Here is a 16,234-nt window from a genome sequence, read left to right as displayed (position 1 = left end):
GGGTTACTTGCCCTTCTTAGCCAGGCCAAGCTGTTTTTCCAGAGCCTCTACCTGACCTTCGGCGCGTGCTGCGCGGTCCAGGGCCTGACGTTCGTTCTTGCGTGCCTCGATAGCTTCTGAGTCCTTTTCGTTGGCCCTGGTGACAGCCCGGTGGATCTCTTGGGCGCTGTGCTCCTTCTGGTGTTTCAACTCCAGCTCGGCGCGTTCCTCAAGGGCATGGTATTTAGCCTGTAGCTCCCGGTATAGGGCTGCGGTTTCTTCCAAGCTGGCGATCTTGGCGCGCAGGTCGTTCAGTTCTGCATCCATGCTGTCAGCCAGTGCAATCGCTTCCTCGGCCTGCTCGCGGATCTGCGCGGCATTCTCTTCGATCACTCGGCGCTTTCCGTCCAGGGCCTGGTCGGCAGCAACACGGGCCAGGTTCCAGATATCGGCGCCGAAGTTCTCCAGCAACTGGGCCAGGGCGGGCGGTGGTGGGTCGATGAGTGGCTGTGCCTCTTGCTGCTTGCGGTTCTTCCACTCGCTCATGGCCTCCTGAATGGTCGTAAAGCTGCCGACGCCACCCAGGCGCTTGCGCACGTTGGCCAGGGTGGGCTTAGTGCCGTCAGCGTCGAGTTCGTCGGCGGCCTTCCAGATCATTTCCTTCGTGAGTGCCATGGGCATGCTCCGTTGTATGTTGTAGCGTGTAGTATCATACAACATACTACAAAATACAATACAGGCTAACGCGGCCAGTTGGCCTTGTTGGCTCCGCTCCAGCGCGGCGGGCGAGCCACCGCACCAGAGCGCAGCAGCAGATGGAAAGGGTGTCGGGTTGGCCAGGTGTGCCGGTTCGGTGTGCGCCGCATCGGCGTCGAACGCTACCCGTGAGTTATCCACAAGCCAAGTCAAACCAAGGCCGTTAAAGGTTTAAGTTAAAGGGTTAATACGCGCGCGCGTTGTTAGCGTTTTGCGAGGCCTTGATTTACCTGGGCTGGCGGGTGGTTCTGGTCCCCGAAGTGACGAAATTGGCGGTCCCTGGAGTGACGAACCCCAGTCCCCGAAGTGACGAACCGACGGTCCCTAGAGTGACGAATCGCGGTTGCCGAAGTGATGGAGCGTTTGGGGCGCGATATTCGGTGCGGTCCCTGGAGTGACGAATGCGCAGATAAAGCCCCCGAAGGGGCTGCGGTACAGTTCAAACACACATGAATCAATAGATAAAAACCCTTACACATCAGTCTATTGCCCCCTTCCGGTCCCTGGAGTGACGAATTGCCATGACTCATGCAGCGGGAGCGGCCTTGGCCTTGCTTGGCTTCTTGATACCGTTGCGCGTGGCTTTGAGCAAGGCCGCTTTGCCGGCGTCGGACTTGTTGAAGAACAACACCGCGTCTTCGTCGGGCAGGTAGGTCATGAAGTAGTCGAGCAAGCTGCCGGCCTCGGCCAGCTCCTTGACCTTGGCGCGAAACTTCTTTTCGGCCTGGGCGCTTCCGACCTTCTTTTGCAGCAGGGCCAGGCCAATCTTCCATTGGCCCTGATCGCCGCAATGTTTCCGGCAAAGCTCATAGATGCGTTTGGCAATGGCGCTGCGCAACCCAAAATAGTCGCCCGGAATGGTCAACACATCCATGGCCTTCGCAGCGTTAAACGTGGTGTCGGATACCTTTATCCGAATGGCGCACATGCGGTTCTTGGCGCCCCTGGTGATGATCTCCACGTCATCGAGCAGGCCAACCCAGCGCCGGCTGCCGTTGCGGTCTTTCGTTGATTCAAAGGTGGCTCGCATCCGAGTACCGGTAAGCCTATCGAACGCCTTGCTAAGCAGCTCATAGCCGCGTTCGCTGGTACTGCTGCGCGTGAAGCTCAACAGCTCATGGGCGGTCGTCTCGATAGTCGGTGATACGGCTATGCCGGCGTTGATCGCGGCCACCAGCTTCGACACGCAAAACAGCACGATATCTTTGTCATGTTGGGTCGCCCGACCGGCAACGCTGGGGATGATCTCGATCTTGTTCCCGTTGTGCTCGTAGGTGATCTGCCTGGTATCTCCGTCTTCCACGGCGTAGATCGGGTGCTCCATCGTAGGCCGCTCGTCCTTGGGGATCGCCGGCAGGCCGGTAGCGATCCAGAAATCGAGCTGAGTTTCGAGCACCACAACTTGCTTGCGTCCCGCTGAGGCCTTCACCGCTTCGCGCCCTGGTGCCGTGTCCTTCGGTTTCTTGGCCTCTTCGCGTTTCAGCCGCTCCGCCGCCTGCTGGTAGGTTTCGCCGGGTCGTGCCTCGGCCTCGATGCGCTTGCGCCACTTGTCGATGTTGATTGCGTCCTGCCCGACCAAGGGGCTTTTAGCCGTGCGACGTTTCGGCAGGGGCGAGGTGGCCACGTCGGGATCGATATCAAACAACTCATTGGACGACATGCTGGGCCTCCTTGCTCAGATACTTGTAGATGGTGGTTCTGCTGACCTTGAACCTGGCGGCCACGTCGCTGACGGTCGTCAAGGGATCGGCCAGCAGGATCTTGATATCGCGGATCTCCTTCGCGCCAAGCGTCGGCTTGCGACCGCCTTTGCGTCCACGTGCGCGGGCGGCCTCCAGGCCGGCCATGGTCCGCTCGCGGTTTAGTTCGCGCTCGTACTCCGCCAGGGTGGCGAATACGTTCAACTGCATCCGCCCGCCTGCCGTGCTGGTATCGATGTGTTCGGTGAGCGATTCAAAGCGAACCTGCATGGCTTCCAGTTGGGCCATTAGCTGGAGCAGGTGGGAGAGGCTGCGACCGAAGCGGGAAAGCTGCCACACGACAACGGTGTCCCCTGGGCGGAGTGCTTTTAGCATCTGCTCCAGCTCGGGGCGGTTGGCCCTGGCGCCGCTGATCTGTTCCTCATAGATCCGCGTGCAACCAGCGGCGACAAGCGCGTCTCGCTGTAGGTCCAGGTTCTGGTCCTGCTTGCTGGTTCGGGCGTATCCGATGCGCAGGCCACCGGTCAATATGTCCAGGGTTGAAGTGTCTTTGCCGTTACGCATGGCTACCTCCGTGTGGCTGCCCAGGTTTGCCAGTCGATAGCGCCACGCCGCCATCCCACTCGGCCACGACCTCGGCCCCGCAACATGTACAAGCGGTCGTCAACTCGGCAGCGGTTTCGGCCAGGTGTAGCTGGCCAGCATGGCCGCATGTGGTGCAACGGTACACATACAGCGCGGTTGGGATGGGGTTTCTCATCATGGCAGTTTCCGTACACCTAATGTAGACACAGAAAAGTTTACGAGAAAGTTTACAGTTATGCCCCAAAAAAAACGCCCTCCGGCGCTTTTTTTGAAGTGTGCAGCAAACGACCGTTTACTGCACAGCCATTTGCCGGGATCTACGCGGCTTTGTCTGCGACAACGGTGCAGTGGTCCAGCGACACTGCGCCCGAAACATCCTCCACCATGATGACCGCTTGGCAGCACATGACGAATGCTCGACCGCAGGTTTTGGTCTGGATCGTCTCGCCCGAGCCAAGCAACTCTTCGTAGGTCACGGTCACGCCTTCCTTGTGCTGGGCGTTCCAGTCGTAACACTGGATCTTGGCTGCATCCTCCTGCTCGCGCAGGGTCATGTTTTGGCGCTGTGGTAGAGGCATTGTTTTATTCCTGGGCTTGGGTCCATTTCTCACCGCTTTGCAGTGGGAAGCATTGAATGGTTAGGGTGGTGCCTTTCTCGATAACGATGCGGCCTGGAGCAGTACCCTCGAAAGCATCGTTCATTAGTCGGCCATCGGGGCCTCGGATTTCACAGCCGGCATTGCCTGGCTTGATAGTTCGGTTAAACGTGCGGAAATCCCACGGCTGGTCAGGTATGTCCTTTGGCTGGTCAAGCATTACGACGATGGCGGGAGCGCCCAGCACTGCTCCGCCCAAGGCGGCCAGGGCGATGGCCTTTAGGTCGAGGGGTTTGGTTTGTTTGGCCATTGTTGGTGTCCTCATAAACGACGATTTTGGGTGGCTTCGCGCAGCATGCGTTCGGCCTCTGAATCGTCGAGATCCATGTAATAAGCGTCTGCGATGAGGTCGTCGATTTCGCGGGCGCACACATTAGCATCCAGCGCGGCGCGAAGCAGTCCGGCGTCCAGGCGGTCGTACTTGTACGCGGTGGCCATCGCTGGGTTGTCCTGGGCGTTGTTGGCCATGAAAAAACCATAGGAAAACCCTTCCGGGGTTGCACTGCGGGCGTTCTTGGTGGCGAGGCGGTTGCCGCCGAACTTGCGGTGCATCTTCGAGCCGTCCGAGGCCTCGACCGGCGCAATGGGCAGGTTTGCATTGAAGCGGCCCCAAAGCAGGGTTTTCTTTGTGTACGGGTCGCCCAGGTGGTGCGGGTCGAAGGCCAGGCGCCACGGCGGCAGGCCGCCCAGCTTCTCGATCCGACCTACCGGGTTCTCGATGGCCCATACGGCAGGCCGGAAATATTCAATGGTGCGCAATGTCTGGTGAACGAGCTGCACGGCGGCAACCGTGCGCCCGTCTGCGTCTTTGGCTGCGAAGTATCGGGCGCCACTGGTGGCGAATTCTGTGCACGGGCACGCGGCGAGAATGGCGTAGATATCCAGGCCGTCGAAGTCGCCAAACCAGTCACCGAAGAAGCCGGCGCCGAACTCGTTTACGTCGCCGGTAACGGGGTTGTCCTGTATGTCGAAGCGCAGGACTTGGTAGCCGGCATCCTCCCACGGCTGCGACCACTGCCCAGTGTGGTCGAACAGCGACAGCACTACCTTGTCAGCATTGGCCCGCCCTTCGCCCTGGGCGAAGGCGTGGCGTTTCCATTCGGCAATGCGGGCTTGGGCGGCAGCCTGGTCAAGCCAGCCGTGTGACCGGGTGTAGCGGGCCACCTTGTCGCCCAGGCGTACGATCTCGGACGGCCTGGGCGCGTCGAACAAGTGGTGCTCCAGCTCGCCCGAATTCATGGCGCTGAACTCGGCGGCGATCTGGCTTAGCTCGAAGTCGTCAACGCCCAGGGCCTGGCCGGTGAACAGCCCAGGCTGTGCTGGGCGGATCTGCGTACTGAGCATGGTTCACTCCCCCTTGAAGTAGTCGGGGCGCTGCTCCAGCTCGCGGGCGATCAACTCGTCAGCGAACAGCGGCGCGGCCTTCTCGATGCGCTTGGCCATCTTCTGCTTGCGTACCCGGCCTTTGGCCTCGGCACTCCAGCGCTTGACGGCGCGGGACTGGGGGAAGTCCAGGCAAACACCGTAACCCTCGGGGCGGCGCTTCCAAGCCTGGTGCATTTCTTCCGGCATTCGCGTCCCCGCTGGGGCCTCGATCACCAGCAACTCGAAGTCGCCAGGGCAGGGCTGGTGCGGCAGGCACCACCGAAGGGAGTAGCGCCACATGGGCGCTACGTGCTGGGTGGCGGGGGCCATCAGGCGTAATCCCATTTAGCCTGGTCCCAACCGGGCAGCTTGCGCTGTGCCGACTGGCGAATTGCGTGCAGGGTGCGAAACGCAGGGGTCGAGTAGTAGTCGCTGGCCTCGCTCGACTGGTGCTCAAGGCATTCGATCAGTTTGAGGACTTCCAGGGCCGAGAGCCGGCGCACGTCGGTATCCAGCAGGAACAGCTTGTCGGGGGTGTTTTCGCGGGGGTAGCGGACCCGCACAGAACGCACGTTTTCATCCAGCAACTGCTGGCCCTGAGTCTCAAGGATCTCGCGGGCTTCGCGGCCAGGCCTGCCGGTGCAGGTGAACATCAGGATGGCCGAAATGTGGAAACGATCGACAACGTAAGCGCTCATCGGTGTATCTCCTTCGCAGATTCCCCGGAGCGGTTGCCGCCGCTGGTGTCCGGGGTGTCGAGGCGGTATTGCTTCGACGTGGTTAGTATCTCAAATCGGGGCGCTGTCGTCAACTGTTGGTCAAACAATCTTTGACTAATAATTGACTTGACGCGGCGCGCTTTTCGGAGCTGCTTAGATGCCGAGGTGGGAGCGGGAGGTAAACATAAAGCGCGCCCGCGAAGCGGGTGCAGCCCCGCTTTTGCCCTGGAGCGTGAGTCTCCCCCGGTGGATCTGCTCGTCAGCCTTCGGTTGGTCGCGGTAAGCCCCGACTACCCGGAGCTGGGCCGCCGTCATGGGGACCGTGGAATAGCGGAGCGACCGAAGGGAGTGAGCATATGCCGCGAAAGCCCCTTGACGGCATAGGCCCAGCGGAGGGTAGGCGATTAGGGCTGATAGCGGCCAGCCGGAGGGTGATGAGCACACCCAGGACGCGCAGGGGCGGCAAGGTGGCCAGCAGGCCACCGCGCAGGCCGACAGGCCGGAGGGCAAGCGGAGCGCGCAGCACCTGGCGGGCCAGGTGCGCGGCAGGAAAGCCGTGGTCAAGGTTTCGCACGGGCAAGAAAAAGCCCGCTTACGCGGGCTTCTGCGGAGGCTTATCGCCGTGGGTTAGTGTGTAGGCCCCAGCCGTACACTGGTGGTTGGTCGCTGATGCGAATGCCGCGTGTGTCTTCGCAAATCCGACCCGCGACTACTGCGCCCGGTGAGTAGATCTGACCGCCCAGCAGGCAGCCACGGGCAGGAGCTGGGGCAGGGCGGTTTGCCTTCGCTTCTAGGGCGGCGAGCTGGGCCGAAATGTTGACCAGACCTTGATTGACTTGGTGTAGCTGCTCGTTGGTCTGATCCACCTGTTTCGACGTAGCGCAGCCAGTTAGGCCAACGGTGGCCAGCAACAATGCCGGCAACAGTTTGGTGATAGTGCGAGTCCTATTTTCCATAGAGATTTCCTTAACGTTTTATGCCGAACGTTTCATGCCGAATATTGAAATTATCGGGCTGATGGTGCCTTGGTTTTTGTCCGAACCTGGGCAGGAATTCAAGAATTCTTCCCTGGCCCGGGCTGTTGCCTCGGGTTTGAATTTGCCCTTCTTCTTGACGACGATTGAGAAGAAGTCGGATACCGCCCCGCTGCAATCGCTATCTGCCAGCGAGCCGCCCTTGAGACCTGCTTTGCCTGCCATGCACATCATGGTCTCGCAAGGGTCACGGGCTTCTGCGGTGCCTACCAGTGCCAGGCTGGCCAAGAGGGCAACGACGACCGTTGATCGTTTCATATGACTACTCTCCTTTTAGTCTCTGCTCGATGTGAAAAAATGCGCGGGCCAGGCGGTCGTAGCCGCCCGAGGCGGCAAGGAAGACGATCAAACCGACTATGGACAGCACAACCAGCTTTGGATCAGGCCAGCCATTGGCTGCCTGGATCACGAACACCACTAGCATCGACACGGCGCCGAACGTCAGCACTAGGCTGATGGGTCGGCGCACAAACCAAAGCAGCCGGCCTGCGAGTCCGAACAGGTTGCCGGTGGTGATACGCAAAGCATCGATGGCGAAGCGTTTAGCGCCCGAGGCAGCCTTTGCTAAGAACGACGGTTGCTCACCGTTCGCTGCTCGATCCTTCGTTGCCACAGTGCGGATCTTCTGTACCTGGCGGTTCCGCTTTCTGCCTGCGGGCAGCTCAACGACTTCGCCCATATCTCAGTCCTCCTTTTCCTGTATCTCGAATTCCGCGAGCTGTCTGCCGGCGTCCAGATACTCCTTCAACCAAGCGGGGCGTTTGCCCCTGCCGCTCCACGTATGAAACGGATTGGTTGGATCCCTGTACCTGGCCTGGCCTCGCGGCGGTCTTTCTCCCAATGGTACGAATTCCAGTTCGCGTGTTGTGGGCACGGATTTCGGTTTCCCCGCTGGCTTGCTCTTGTCGGCATCTTTGTCATCGCATTCGCTTGACATGTTCTCAACTGCCCTCATAATAGCGGTTACTCACTGAAATTGCAATTTCAAGGACAAACGGAATGGCCAACCATAAAACCTCTACCGCAGTCATTGCTCTTGCGCTCGTCGCCGCCGGAAATCCATTGCTGGCTAATGCGAACGGTAAATTGTCGATGAGTGTCATGGCTTTGGCAAAGCAATGTGCGCCGAACGTGGCGCCTGAGACGGTCGGTTACTTGGTTAGCCATGAGTCGAGAAACAACCCATTTGCAGTCCATGTAAACGGCGTGCCCTGGAGTAAGCAGCCAAAGACAGAAACCTTCGAGGACGCGAAGGCAGTAGTCGAAAAGCTTGCTCGCGAAGGCGCCAGTTTCGATACAGGCTACGGGCAAATCTGGTCGGGGAACTTGGCAGCGTTAGGGGTTTCTGCTGTGGACATGCTTGAGCCGTGTAAGAATCTGGCCGCCCTGGACCGAATCTTGTCGGACTGCTACCGGGCCGCTGTTGCGGCTAATCAGGAGGGGCAGGCTGCATTACGTCATGCCCTGAGTTGCTACAACACCGGCAATCAGCGGGACGGTTTCACAAACGGATATGTGGGAAAGATTCTGGCTGTGGCTCAAGCCAATAACACATTGAAAGTGCCTGCGCTGCGCGTCGATGGAGTGGAGAGTGAAGGCGGCCAGGTGGGGAGTAGCGTTGAGCAGGAGAACGCGCAACCCGCTGAAAACGCAAGGTTAGGTAGGTCTGGTGGGTTCGATAATTCAACCCCGGACGGATTTGCCAACAGCACTCAAGACGGTTTCGAGGTGATGGCGCGGCAACATGACGGAGCGCCAAATGAAGGTCTTTCTCATCCAGCAAAAACAACTAGAGGAAATGAGCAGCAAGAAGAAATTAATACGGACATGGATTCAGAGGTTGGAAGAAAAGAAATGGCTTCCACTCTTTGAAGTCATTAGCGACGACGGGCAAACGGTGTGCTGTTCGTTGCGTGTAAAGGATACAGGGGAGGTTAGAACGTGGGCTGATCTTCGACTGTTGGCCGAGTGGCTGAGGGAAAAGCTAAGCATCGAACGGTGTGAGCTTCTATTAACGGACTTTGATTTACCAGTAACGGAGTGAAATATGGACAAACTGAATGTTGGTGTAAACGGCAAGAAACTGGGCATGGTCTGCATGGTTCTGCTGTGCATCTTCGGGTCGAGTCTGGCCCAAGCGGCGGGTGTTGATACGGCCAACTCTTCGCTGACCTCGATGAAAACCTGGCTCGATACGTGGATTCCGCTTGCCTGCGCCGTGGTACTGGCGGTGCTGTGCATCCTCTGGTGGGCACACGTTGTTCGCGCTGACTTCGCTACCCGTGGCGCCCTGGCAATGATCGGTGCTGGTTCTGCCAGTTACATCGTCAGTTTCTTCTTCGGCTGATACCAGAGGGCGGGGCCTTAGCGGTCCCGCCCTTGGGAGGTTATCGAATTGAATTTCTCACAAGGACGGTTCCCCTTGTTCAAAGGGGCAACTCGGTTGCCGACCTTAGCTGGTGTGCCTCGAACTGTGTTGCTCGTCACCTTCATGTTCTGCGGCGCGTTGTTCCAGTTCATTCACCTGTGGGCCATTGGGGTGTTCGTGTTCCTGTTTGTCATCGAATGGTGCATCACCAAGCACGATGACCGAGCTTTTCGGATTCTCTACCTGGCTTGGAAGACCAAGATCGTGAACAGGTCTGAATCGTCATTTACGAAACTGTGGGGCGGGTCTAGTTACTCGCCCAGGGACTACGGAGATCAAGACTAATGGCCGTAACAGCCCGTGATGTAAAGAGCGTCAAAAAATTCACGAAGGAACCTTCCTTCAAAAAATTCGTACCGTATCAGCACCACATCACCGACCATGTAATCAGCACGGAAAACGGCGAGCTGCTGACGATCTTCAAGCTTCGTGGGCGCACTCACGATTGCGCCTCGGATCTCGACCTGATCCGCTGGCACCGCGACCTGAACACCCTGTTCAGGCAGATCAGCACCGAGCATGTCAAATACTGGACCCATCAGCATCACCGCGAGGTCAACGACTACCCGGAAACCGAGTGGAACCTGGCGTTCGCCCAGCACTTTGACGACAGCTACCGCAAGAGCTTCCAGTCCAAGCCGCTGATGGTGAATGATCTCTACCTCACGGTGGTTTACAACCCCGTGGGCGATCTGGCGCAAAAGGTCTTTTCCAAGATGGAGCGCCCAACTCGTGAGGAGTTGGTGGACATGCGCAACGAGGCGTCGAGCGCCTTGGAAGAGATCAGCAGCCGTATCATGCACACGCTCAAGCCTTACGGTATCGAGCGACTGGGCATCTACTATCGCAACAGCCGCGGCGAAATCGCCACTGCCGAGAATCAGGACGATGAAACCTGGCTGGCTGATGAAACCGGGCTTGAGGCTGATGCCTTCGATATCGATCCTGACGACCTTCTGGCCGATACGGTGAAGACCGCGCCGGCGCCGGCAGTTCCTGCGCCAGAAAGCGCCGGGAGCCTACGGGCATTTTCTACTGCCCTGGAATGGCTGTCGTTCCTCATCAACGGTTACTGGCAGCCAGTACCCGTCTGCCGCTCGAAGATTCGCTCGTATTTGGTGGAAAGCCGACCGGTGTCCTCTCTTTGGGGCGACATTATCCAGCGCCGCCGCTTCGATGGTGTTGATTACTTGGCAGGTGTTGAGATCGTCGATTACGACGATGAGACGGAGCCTGGCCAGCTGAACCTGCTGATGGAAGCAGATTTTGAATACGTGCTGACCCAATCCTATTGCTGCATGTCGCTGGGGGCTGCTCAGACATTCCTGTCTAACCAGCAGAAATCGATGCTGGAAACCAAGGACAAGGGCAAGTCGCAGATTCGGCAGTTGGAAGACGCCGAGGACGATGTGACCTCGCGGCGGTTCGTCATGGGTTTCCATCACGCGACCATCCACGTTTGGGCAAGCACCTCGAAAGGCGTCCAGAAGCTGGCCCGCAAGGCCAAGGGCATGATGACCGACTGCGGTATCAAGGCTGACTCGGTTGGTCTCGCTTCCGAGGCTGCCTTTTACGCAATGCTGCCGGCCAACCATGCGTATGTTCCCCGCCCGGTCCCAGTGAATAGCTGGAACTTCCTGTGCTTCTCGCCGTTTCACGGCTTCATGACTGGTAAGGCGAACAACAACCCCTGGGGACCAGCAGTCACGTTGTTCAAGACCACGGCAGGTACGCCGCTGTTCTTCAACTGGCACGTTTCGCCAATGGAAGAACAGTCGTTCGGCAAGCGTCCGCCTGGCCACACCCTGATCCTCGGCCAGACCGGTGCCGGTAAGACGACCCTGCTCAATGCGTTGATTACCCAGTCCAGCAAGTTCGAGCCACGGGTTATCTGCTACGACAAAGACCGGGGCATGATGCCCCTGGTGACGTCCCTGGAAGGGCGCTATACCGTGCTGCGCGAGGGCGAATCGACGGGCTGGCAGCCGGCGCAAATCGAGCCGACTACCGCCAACGTTGCCATGGTCAAGCGTCTGATCAGGATTTGCGCGGAAACCACGAACGGCGGCCCGATTGAACAGACCGACGTGGAACTCATCGGCAAAGCTGTTGACCATGTGATGGTCAGTGGCCTGGTCGCCAAGGAGCTGCGTTCGTTCTATGCGATCTGGCGGCAGATTCCGGCAGCGGCGCGAGTCAACAACCAGCAGAAATTGACCCTGGCTGAAATGCTCAAGCCCTGGTGCCGTGGTGGCGAACATGGGTGGTTGTTCGATAACCCGTCCGACGCCTTGACCTTCGACACGCACAAGGTGTTTGGCTTCGACCTGACCGACTTTATCGTGGCCCCGGATCAGCCGGCCCCGCAAGCCCGCACGCCGTTGCTGATGTACCTGTTTTATCGCGTGCGCCTGGCCATCGATGGTAGCTGCCGCGTGATTCAGGTATTCGACGAGTTCGCCCAGTATCTGGACGATCCCTACATGGATGTGGAAGTGAAGCGCGGTTTGAAGACCGACCGGAAAAAGGACGCGATCTACGTCTTCTCCACGCAGGAACCAAACGACGCCCTGGAAAGCCGGATCGGCAAAACGATCATGCAGCAGTGCGTGACCAAGATCCTGCTGGAAAACCCGGAAGCTGACCCAGTGGACTACATGAAGGGGCTGAAACTGACCGAGGCGGAATATCAGGCGCTGCTTAACATCCCTGAATTCAGCCGCCAGTTCTTGGTCAAGCAGGGCAGTCAATCGGCCATTGCCACCATGGATCTGCGCGGGATGGAGAAGGCGATCAGCATCCTTTCGGGCACCCCGGACAATGCTGATCGACTGGAAAGCATCCTTGCCGCCAATCCAAACGCCAAGCCAGAGGTGTGGCTGCCGAAGTATTGGGAAACGGTTTTACCCAAGCAACAGAACAGGAGCAACTGACATGGAAAAGTACGTTTTTGCCGCTGCGGATACCCAGGACGTAATGCGTCTGCCGACGTTCAAGGCAAAAGCCATTGTGCGTAGTTGCACGATGGCCATCTTCCTGGGGGTCGCAAGCGTTTCGCATGCGCAGGTCGTTGTCGAAGACCCCGCCGTGCTGGCCAACACGGCGCTTCAAGTCCAGAACATGATTCAGCAGCTGGCCAACCTCAAGTCGCAGTTGGAAACCCAAGAAGGCATGTACGCCTCCATGACCGGCGCACGCGGATTCGGTGGGATGCTGCCAGGCAGCGCTGGGGAGCTGCAAAAGAACCTGCCGGCTGACTGGGGCAAGGTTTACTCCGACGCGATGAACAGCAATTCGAGCATTACCGGCTCTGTGCGCGACATGCTCGGGCAGTTCGATAGCGAGGTGGAGAACATGGGCCGCAGCGAGGCCTTGGACCTGGTGAACCAGCGTCTCAAGGAGAAAGGGGCGTATGACCGCGTAATGGCGCAGCAGGCCTACAACAACCAGATGCGCGAACTGCAAGATATCCAGACGCTGACCAACCAGATCGACACAACCACGTCGCAGAAAGAAATTGCAGACCTGCAAGCCAGGATCTCGACCGCCCAGGGCGCGATCCAGGGCGAGCAAGCCAAGTTGCAACTGATGGCCATCCTCCAGCAGTCGCAAGACAAGGTACTGCAACAACAGCAACAGACTGCCGTTCGCCGCTATGTCATTGGCGATAAAAACGACAGTCTCGAAGCCCCTAACCTCACGGAATGACCGCTATGAAAAAGATCGTATGCCTGTTGCCACTCTTCGCTGCCCTGGCCGCTTGTGGTGAGGCCAACACCAAAGAGTGGTACATGCAGCATGACAAGGAACGGGCGGTTCGCGTTGCCGAGTGCCGTAACGATGCCAAGGAGCAGGTGAGCGCTGATTGCCAGAATGCCCTGGCCGCCGAGGCTCAAGTCGTGACCATGGGCAAGGGGCAATCGGATTACAGCATCGACCTCAAGCTCGATAAGAAGTGACGGGGGTGAACAATGGCTTATAACGCAACGACTCAGATATTCAGCTACATGGACGAAGTGTCCAAGGAGCTGGTGGCGTCGAACGTGGCGACCATCATTGCCGCTGTGACACCGTTGGTTGCCCTGGGTTTAACCATTGTTCTCATGGTCGAAGGCGCCTTTAAACTCTATGGCGGCGACGGCGAGCCGCTGACAGACATGCTCAAGAAGTTCGCATTCTGGGGCCTCATTCTGAGCATATCGTCGGCAGGCGGTTGGTATCAGACCGAACTCGCGGATGTGGCGCTGAAAACACCCGATGAGTTCGCCTCGATCCTGATTGTCGATGGCAAGTCGGGTGCCAACGTGCAGAACGAAGTCGCCAGTACCATCGACAAGGCACTGGAGAATGGTTTGAAAACCGCGCAGAAGGCCTTCGACAACGCAGGTGTGACCAGCGGTGCGGGCCTTGCGAGCTTCTTGCTTGCTGCTGCGGTGCTTCTCTCTACAGTGCTGGTCTGCGGTATTGGCGCGGCCCTGATCCTGATGGCCAAGTTTATGCTGGCCATCGCGGTCTGTTTTGGGCCGATCTTTATCATGTGCCTGATGTTCGACTCCCTGCGCGAACTGTTCTCGAAATGGATCGGTTCGGTTATCAACTTCGGGCTGATAACCATCCTGTTGTCCGCCACCTTCGGCCTGCTGATGAAGTTTTACGGCAAGGCGGTGGCGGCGGCGGCAGATCCGGCAGCTAACTCCCCGATCTTGGTACCAATCATCACCTGCGGCCTTCTGACCGTGGTGACGTGGTTCGTCCTCAAGAAGATCCCCGACTTGGCGTCGTCCTGGGGCAGTGGCGTTTCGGTGCAGTTCGTACCGGGCCGCCAACGCCCAGGCAAGGGTGGCGGTGGTAACGGTGGGAAAGGCGGCGGAGCCGGCGCTGGCTCCGGTGCTGGTGCAGGTGGGGCGGCAGGTGCCGGTGGGGGCGCAGCTGCTGGAGCAGCAGCAGGCGCGGCAGCAGGCCCAGCCGGAGCAGCGGCAAGTGCTGTGGGTACTGCCATGCAGGGCATGGCCAGAGGTTCACGCCGAGCAGGCTAAACGGAATCACATTTGGGCCGTAATAAGTCCTTGAAATTATAATTTCAGGGATTTATTATGGCCCTGTCTTTTTCTCATCTGAGGTAAATCACATGGTGCGGTTTTCGACGGGATTAGTCGGGATCTTACTGGTTGCGGCTCTGGCTGGATGCGCAAGCAAGCCCAAGCCCGCACCTGAGCCTGACATGACGAATTTGGTACCGGTCAACAAGACGTTGCCCAGTGCCCTTGTAGGACGCCCCGGGGTAATTCCCCAGGCCACGAATGGAGAACGTAAACAATGAGTCGGGCTGATAAGAACGAGGCGATTACCAAGGCCGACATGGCGGCGTTCCAAGAAGAACGCGAGAACCTGGAAACGGATCTGTTCGATGAGGTACTGAAATCCCGGCGCAACGCCTGGTGGGTGGCGACTGGGCTAGGTGTTCTGGCCGGCGTGGCGTTCGTAGTTTCCGGTTTCACCATGTACCGCTACAGCCAGCCGGTCCCGGCGCACATGCTGGTTATGAATACTGACGGCACTATCCAGCAGGTGTCGTTGCTGACCCCCCAATCCAGCTATGGCGATGTAGCAGATACCTACTGGGTATCTACGTTCATCCGCCATTACGAAAGCTACGAGTTCAACACGGCGCAGGCGGACTATGACGCTACTCGCCTGATGGCTGCCCCTGACGTGGCTGAGGATTACCAGAAGCGCTACAAGTGGGGCACCAAGGAAGCCATGGACAAGACCGTCGGCGACCGCAAGTCTGTCAAGGTCAAGGTTTCCTCGGTCATCCTCGACCGTGAAACAGGTATCGCGACGGTTCGTTTCTCAACCACTGAAAAGTACCGTACACGCGGTGCCGATGAGGCCCCCCAATACTGGATCGCTACCCTGTCCTATCGCTACGACAACATGGAGCTGACGGCGGCGCAGCGCTACATCAACCCGGCTGGATTCCGCGTCTATTCGTACCGAGTCAATGCCGAATCGGTTGCCAATGGGGGGAGTCGATAATGAATCTCAAATTCGCTATTGCAACTGCCTTGGCTGCGGCGCTGGTATCGGCGCCTGCCCTGGCGCTCAACGAGAAGACAGACAGCCCCTACGACTATCGGATCAAGACGGTGATCTACAACCCGATGGACGTTGTTCAGATCGATGGGGTGGTGGGCCTGCAAACGCTCATCCAGTTTGCCCCGGATGAGGTCTACGTGACGCATAACTTCGGCGCGAGCAAATCCTGGGAGCTGGTCAACAAGGACAACAACGTATTCATCCGGCCAATTGACGAATTGAGCGACACCAACCTGACCGTGGTGACCAACAAGCGAACGTATTTCTTCCTGCTGCACTACATCGGCAGCAATACCGTCAAAGGCCCTGATGGACAGCTGAAAGAAGAGTTCATCAAGACGCCCTGGAGCATGCGCAAAGCCACGGTAGGCGTCATCTTCAAATACCCGTTCGAAGACATGAAGGTCGCTAACAAGAAGCTCGAAGAACGCCGCGTTCGCGAGGCGCTGGCCAAGGGTAATAACGGGCCAGTGAACATCGCGTATACCCGCTCCGATGAAGAAAACAGCTTGGAGATCAGGCCGACCCATACCTGGGATGATTTCCGCTTTACCTACTTCGAGTTTCCGGCCAATGCAGCGTTGCCAAACGTCTACATGATTGGCCCGGATGGCAAGGAAACCATCCCGCAGACGCACATCGAGGGCGAGTATTCCAACATCATCGTGGCCGAGACAACGGCGCGTGAATGGCGGGTTCGCCTGGGTGATCGCGTGGTGGGTGTAGTCAATGGTGGTTACAACCCGGCGTTGGGCGCTAGCAAGACCGGCACCAACTCGCCCGAGGTCAAGCGCGTGTTGAAAGGGGGTGAGGAATGAGCCGCGACGTTAATATCGACGAACTGGACACGTTCGAGGACGACCGAGGCGGGTTCGATGGTGGGCCGAAAAAGAAAGTGCCAGGCCTGCGAGCG

21 protein-coding genes are annotated in these 16,234 nt (G+C 58.4%); 10 read left to right on the top strand and 11 right to left on the bottom strand.

The genetic code is table 11. The annotated features are described in order from the left end of the window. Positions 1-3: 3 nt before the first annotated feature. The 11 genes from NPS58_RS29275 to NPS58_RS29225 form a co-directional block, all read right to left on the bottom strand. Positions 4-654 (bottom strand): DNA-binding protein, encoded by a 651-nt coding sequence (locus NPS58_RS29275; RefSeq protein WP_046094770.1) that lies wholly within the window; start codon positions 652-654, stop codon positions 4-6. A gap of 607 nt (positions 655-1,261) precedes the next feature. Beyond that, positions 1,262-2,395, bottom strand: a complete 1,134-nt coding sequence (locus NPS58_RS29270; RefSeq protein WP_274118587.1) for a replication initiator protein A — start codon at positions 2,393-2,395, stop codon at positions 1,262-1,264. Continuing rightward, a complete protein-coding gene (locus NPS58_RS29265; protein WP_046094772.1) occupies positions 2,382-2,999 on the bottom strand; it encodes a recombinase family protein in 618 nt (205 codons plus the stop codon). The genes NPS58_RS29270 and NPS58_RS29265 overlap by 14 nt, the downstream gene beginning before the upstream one ends. Before the next feature lie 338 nt (positions 3,000-3,337). Further along, the gene (locus NPS58_RS29260; protein WP_181726363.1) at positions 3,338-3,598 is read right to left on the bottom strand and encodes a hypothetical protein; all 261 of its coding nucleotides are present in this window, start codon (positions 3,596-3,598) and stop codon (positions 3,338-3,340) included. A 4-nt stretch (positions 3,599-3,602) separates the two neighbouring features. Beyond that, positions 3,603-3,926 carry a hypothetical protein gene (locus tag NPS58_RS29255; RefSeq protein WP_274118586.1) on the bottom strand — a complete coding sequence of 108 codons (324 nt, stop codon included), beginning with the start codon at positions 3,924-3,926 and terminating at the stop codon, positions 3,603-3,605. Positions 3,927-3,937: 11 nt separating this feature from the next. After that, on the bottom strand, positions 3,938-5,020 hold the full coding sequence (locus NPS58_RS29250) for a DNA cytosine methyltransferase (protein ID WP_181726361.1): 1,083 nt from the start codon (positions 5,018-5,020) through the stop codon (positions 3,938-3,940). A gap of 3 nt (positions 5,021-5,023) precedes the next feature. After that, a complete protein-coding gene (locus tag NPS58_RS29245; protein WP_250169691.1) occupies positions 5,024-5,371 on the bottom strand; it encodes a theronine dehydrogenase in 348 nt (115 codons plus the stop codon). Further along, the gene (locus tag NPS58_RS29240) at positions 5,371-5,739 is read right to left on the bottom strand and encodes a hypothetical protein (protein ID WP_054882067.1); all 369 of its coding nucleotides are present in this window, start codon (positions 5,737-5,739) and stop codon (positions 5,371-5,373) included. Before NPS58_RS29240 ends, NPS58_RS29245 begins: the two co-directional genes overlap by 1 nt. Before the next feature lie 995 nt (positions 5,740-6,734). Continuing rightward, complete coding sequence (locus NPS58_RS29235) at positions 6,735-7,052, bottom strand: TrbM/KikA/MpfK family conjugal transfer protein (protein ID WP_274118585.1); 318 nt, start codon at positions 7,050-7,052, stop codon at positions 6,735-6,737. 4 nt (positions 7,053-7,056) lie between these two features. Then, positions 7,057-7,473, bottom strand: coding sequence for a hypothetical protein (locus NPS58_RS29230; RefSeq protein ID WP_274118584.1), 417 nt, complete (start codon positions 7,471-7,473; stop codon positions 7,057-7,059). A gap of 3 nt (positions 7,474-7,476) precedes the next feature. Next, a complete protein-coding gene (locus NPS58_RS29225) occupies positions 7,477-7,731 on the bottom strand; it encodes an H-NS family nucleoid-associated regulatory protein (protein WP_086239839.1) in 255 nt (84 codons plus the stop codon). Positions 7,732-7,793: 62 nt separating this feature from the next. Here NPS58_RS29225 and NPS58_RS29220 point away from each other — a divergent pair, with 62 nt between their 5' ends. The 10 genes from NPS58_RS29220 to NPS58_RS29180 all read left to right on the top strand — a co-directional run bounded on the left by NPS58_RS29220 (position 7,794) and on the right by NPS58_RS29180 (position 16,139). Continuing rightward, the gene (locus NPS58_RS29220; protein ID WP_274118583.1) at positions 7,794-8,666 is read left to right on the top strand and encodes a lytic transglycosylase domain-containing protein; all 873 of its coding nucleotides are present in this window, start codon (positions 7,794-7,796) and stop codon (positions 8,664-8,666) included. A 175-nt stretch (positions 8,667-8,841) separates the two neighbouring features. Next, entirely contained in the window at positions 8,842-9,141 is a 300-nt protein-coding gene (locus NPS58_RS29215) for a hypothetical protein (RefSeq protein WP_054882153.1), read from the top strand. A gap of 48 nt (positions 9,142-9,189) precedes the next feature. Next, positions 9,190-9,507, top strand: a complete 318-nt coding sequence (locus NPS58_RS29210; RefSeq protein WP_337994273.1) for a VirB3 family type IV secretion system protein — start codon at positions 9,190-9,192, stop codon at positions 9,505-9,507. Next, positions 9,507-12,155 carry a VirB4 family type IV secretion/conjugal transfer ATPase gene (locus tag NPS58_RS29205; RefSeq protein WP_274118581.1) on the top strand — a complete coding sequence of 883 codons (2,649 nt, stop codon included), beginning with the start codon at positions 9,507-9,509 and terminating at the stop codon, positions 12,153-12,155. Before NPS58_RS29210 ends, NPS58_RS29205 begins: the two co-directional genes overlap by 1 nt. A 1-nt stretch (position 12,156) precedes the next feature. After that, positions 12,157-12,930, top strand: a complete 774-nt coding sequence (locus NPS58_RS29200) for a type IV secretion system protein (RefSeq protein ID WP_274118580.1) — start codon at positions 12,157-12,159, stop codon at positions 12,928-12,930. A 5-nt stretch (positions 12,931-12,935) separates the two neighbouring features. After that, a complete protein-coding gene (locus tag NPS58_RS29195) occupies positions 12,936-13,181 on the top strand; it encodes an EexN family lipoprotein (RefSeq protein WP_019692591.1) in 246 nt (81 codons plus the stop codon). A 12-nt stretch (positions 13,182-13,193) separates the two neighbouring features. Beyond that, positions 13,194-14,258 carry a type IV secretion system protein gene (locus NPS58_RS29190; RefSeq protein WP_274118579.1) on the top strand — a complete coding sequence of 355 codons (1,065 nt, stop codon included), beginning with the start codon at positions 13,194-13,196 and terminating at the stop codon, positions 14,256-14,258. A gap of 92 nt (positions 14,259-14,350) precedes the next feature. Beyond that, complete coding sequence (locus tag NPS58_RS29770) at positions 14,351-14,542, top strand: hypothetical protein (protein WP_138739445.1); 192 nt, start codon at positions 14,351-14,353, stop codon at positions 14,540-14,542. After that, a complete protein-coding gene (locus NPS58_RS29185; protein ID WP_274118578.1) occupies positions 14,539-15,261 on the top strand; it encodes a virB8 family protein in 723 nt (240 codons plus the stop codon). Before NPS58_RS29770 ends, NPS58_RS29185 begins: the two co-directional genes overlap by 4 nt. Next, a complete protein-coding gene (locus NPS58_RS29180) occupies positions 15,261-16,139 on the top strand; it encodes a TrbG/VirB9 family P-type conjugative transfer protein (protein ID WP_058182290.1) in 879 nt (292 codons plus the stop codon). Before NPS58_RS29185 ends, NPS58_RS29180 begins: the two co-directional genes overlap by 1 nt. Positions 16,140-16,234: the final 95 nt, after the last annotated feature.

Source organism: Pseudomonas putida (assembly GCF_028682455.1).
Classification (GTDB): Bacteria; Pseudomonadota; Gammaproteobacteria; order Pseudomonadales; family Pseudomonadaceae; genus Aquipseudomonas; species Aquipseudomonas putida_AA.
Note: the sequence above shows the minus strand (reverse complement) of the source record. Positions and strands in the feature narration are given on the sequence as shown.

What these genes read in the sequence shown, in the direction of transcription:
- NPS58_RS29190 (WP_274118579.1), top strand. Translation starts at nt 13,194, where the DNA reads ATGGCTTATAACGCAACGACTCAGATATTCAGCTACATGGACGAAGTG.
- NPS58_RS29265 (WP_046094772.1), bottom strand. Translation starts at nt 2,999, where the DNA reads ATGCGTAACGGCAAAGACACTTCAACCCTGGACATATTGACCGGTGGC.
- NPS58_RS29215 (WP_054882153.1), top strand. Translation starts at nt 8,842, where the DNA reads ATGGACAAACTGAATGTTGGTGTAAACGGCAAGAAACTGGGCATGGTC.
- NPS58_RS29230 (WP_274118584.1), bottom strand. Translation starts at nt 7,473, where the DNA reads ATGGGCGAAGTCGTTGAGCTGCCCGCAGGCAGAAAGCGGAACCGCCAG.
- NPS58_RS29195 (WP_019692591.1), top strand. Translation starts at nt 12,936, where the DNA reads ATGAAAAAGATCGTATGCCTGTTGCCACTCTTCGCTGCCCTGGCCGCT.
- NPS58_RS29245 (WP_250169691.1), bottom strand. Translation starts at nt 5,371, where the DNA reads ATGGCCCCCGCCACCCAGCACGTAGCGCCCATGTGGCGCTACTCCCTT.
- NPS58_RS29185 (WP_274118578.1), top strand. Translation starts at nt 14,539, where the DNA reads ATGAGTCGGGCTGATAAGAACGAGGCGATTACCAAGGCCGACATGGCG.
- NPS58_RS29225 (WP_086239839.1), bottom strand. Translation starts at nt 7,731, where the DNA reads ATGTCAAGCGAATGCGATGACAAAGATGCCGACAAGAGCAAGCCAGCG.
- NPS58_RS29180 (WP_058182290.1), top strand. Translation starts at nt 15,261, where the DNA reads ATGAATCTCAAATTCGCTATTGCAACTGCCTTGGCTGCGGCGCTGGTA.
- NPS58_RS29260 (WP_181726363.1), bottom strand. Translation starts at nt 3,598, where the DNA reads ATGCCTCTACCACAGCGCCAAAACATGACCCTGCGCGAGCAGGAGGAT.
- NPS58_RS29275 (WP_046094770.1), bottom strand. Translation starts at nt 654, where the DNA reads ATGGCACTCACGAAGGAAATGATCTGGAAGGCCGCCGACGAACTCGAC.
- NPS58_RS29770 (WP_138739445.1), top strand. Translation starts at nt 14,351, where the DNA reads ATGGTGCGGTTTTCGACGGGATTAGTCGGGATCTTACTGGTTGCGGCT.
- NPS58_RS29220 (WP_274118583.1), top strand. Translation starts at nt 7,794, where the DNA reads ATGGCCAACCATAAAACCTCTACCGCAGTCATTGCTCTTGCGCTCGTC.
- NPS58_RS29200 (WP_274118580.1), top strand. Translation starts at nt 12,157, where the DNA reads ATGGAAAAGTACGTTTTTGCCGCTGCGGATACCCAGGACGTAATGCGT.
- NPS58_RS29250 (WP_181726361.1), bottom strand. Translation starts at nt 5,020, where the DNA reads ATGCTCAGTACGCAGATCCGCCCAGCACAGCCTGGGCTGTTCACCGGC.
- NPS58_RS29240 (WP_054882067.1), bottom strand. Translation starts at nt 5,739, where the DNA reads ATGAGCGCTTACGTTGTCGATCGTTTCCACATTTCGGCCATCCTGATG.
- NPS58_RS29270 (WP_274118587.1), bottom strand. Translation starts at nt 2,395, where the DNA reads ATGTCGTCCAATGAGTTGTTTGATATCGATCCCGACGTGGCCACCTCG.
- NPS58_RS29255 (WP_274118586.1), bottom strand. Translation starts at nt 3,926, where the DNA reads ATGGCCAAACAAACCAAACCCCTCGACCTAAAGGCCATCGCCCTGGCC.
- NPS58_RS29205 (WP_274118581.1), top strand. Translation starts at nt 9,507, where the DNA reads ATGGCCGTAACAGCCCGTGATGTAAAGAGCGTCAAAAAATTCACGAAG.
- NPS58_RS29235 (WP_274118585.1), bottom strand. Translation starts at nt 7,052, where the DNA reads ATGAAACGATCAACGGTCGTCGTTGCCCTCTTGGCCAGCCTGGCACTG.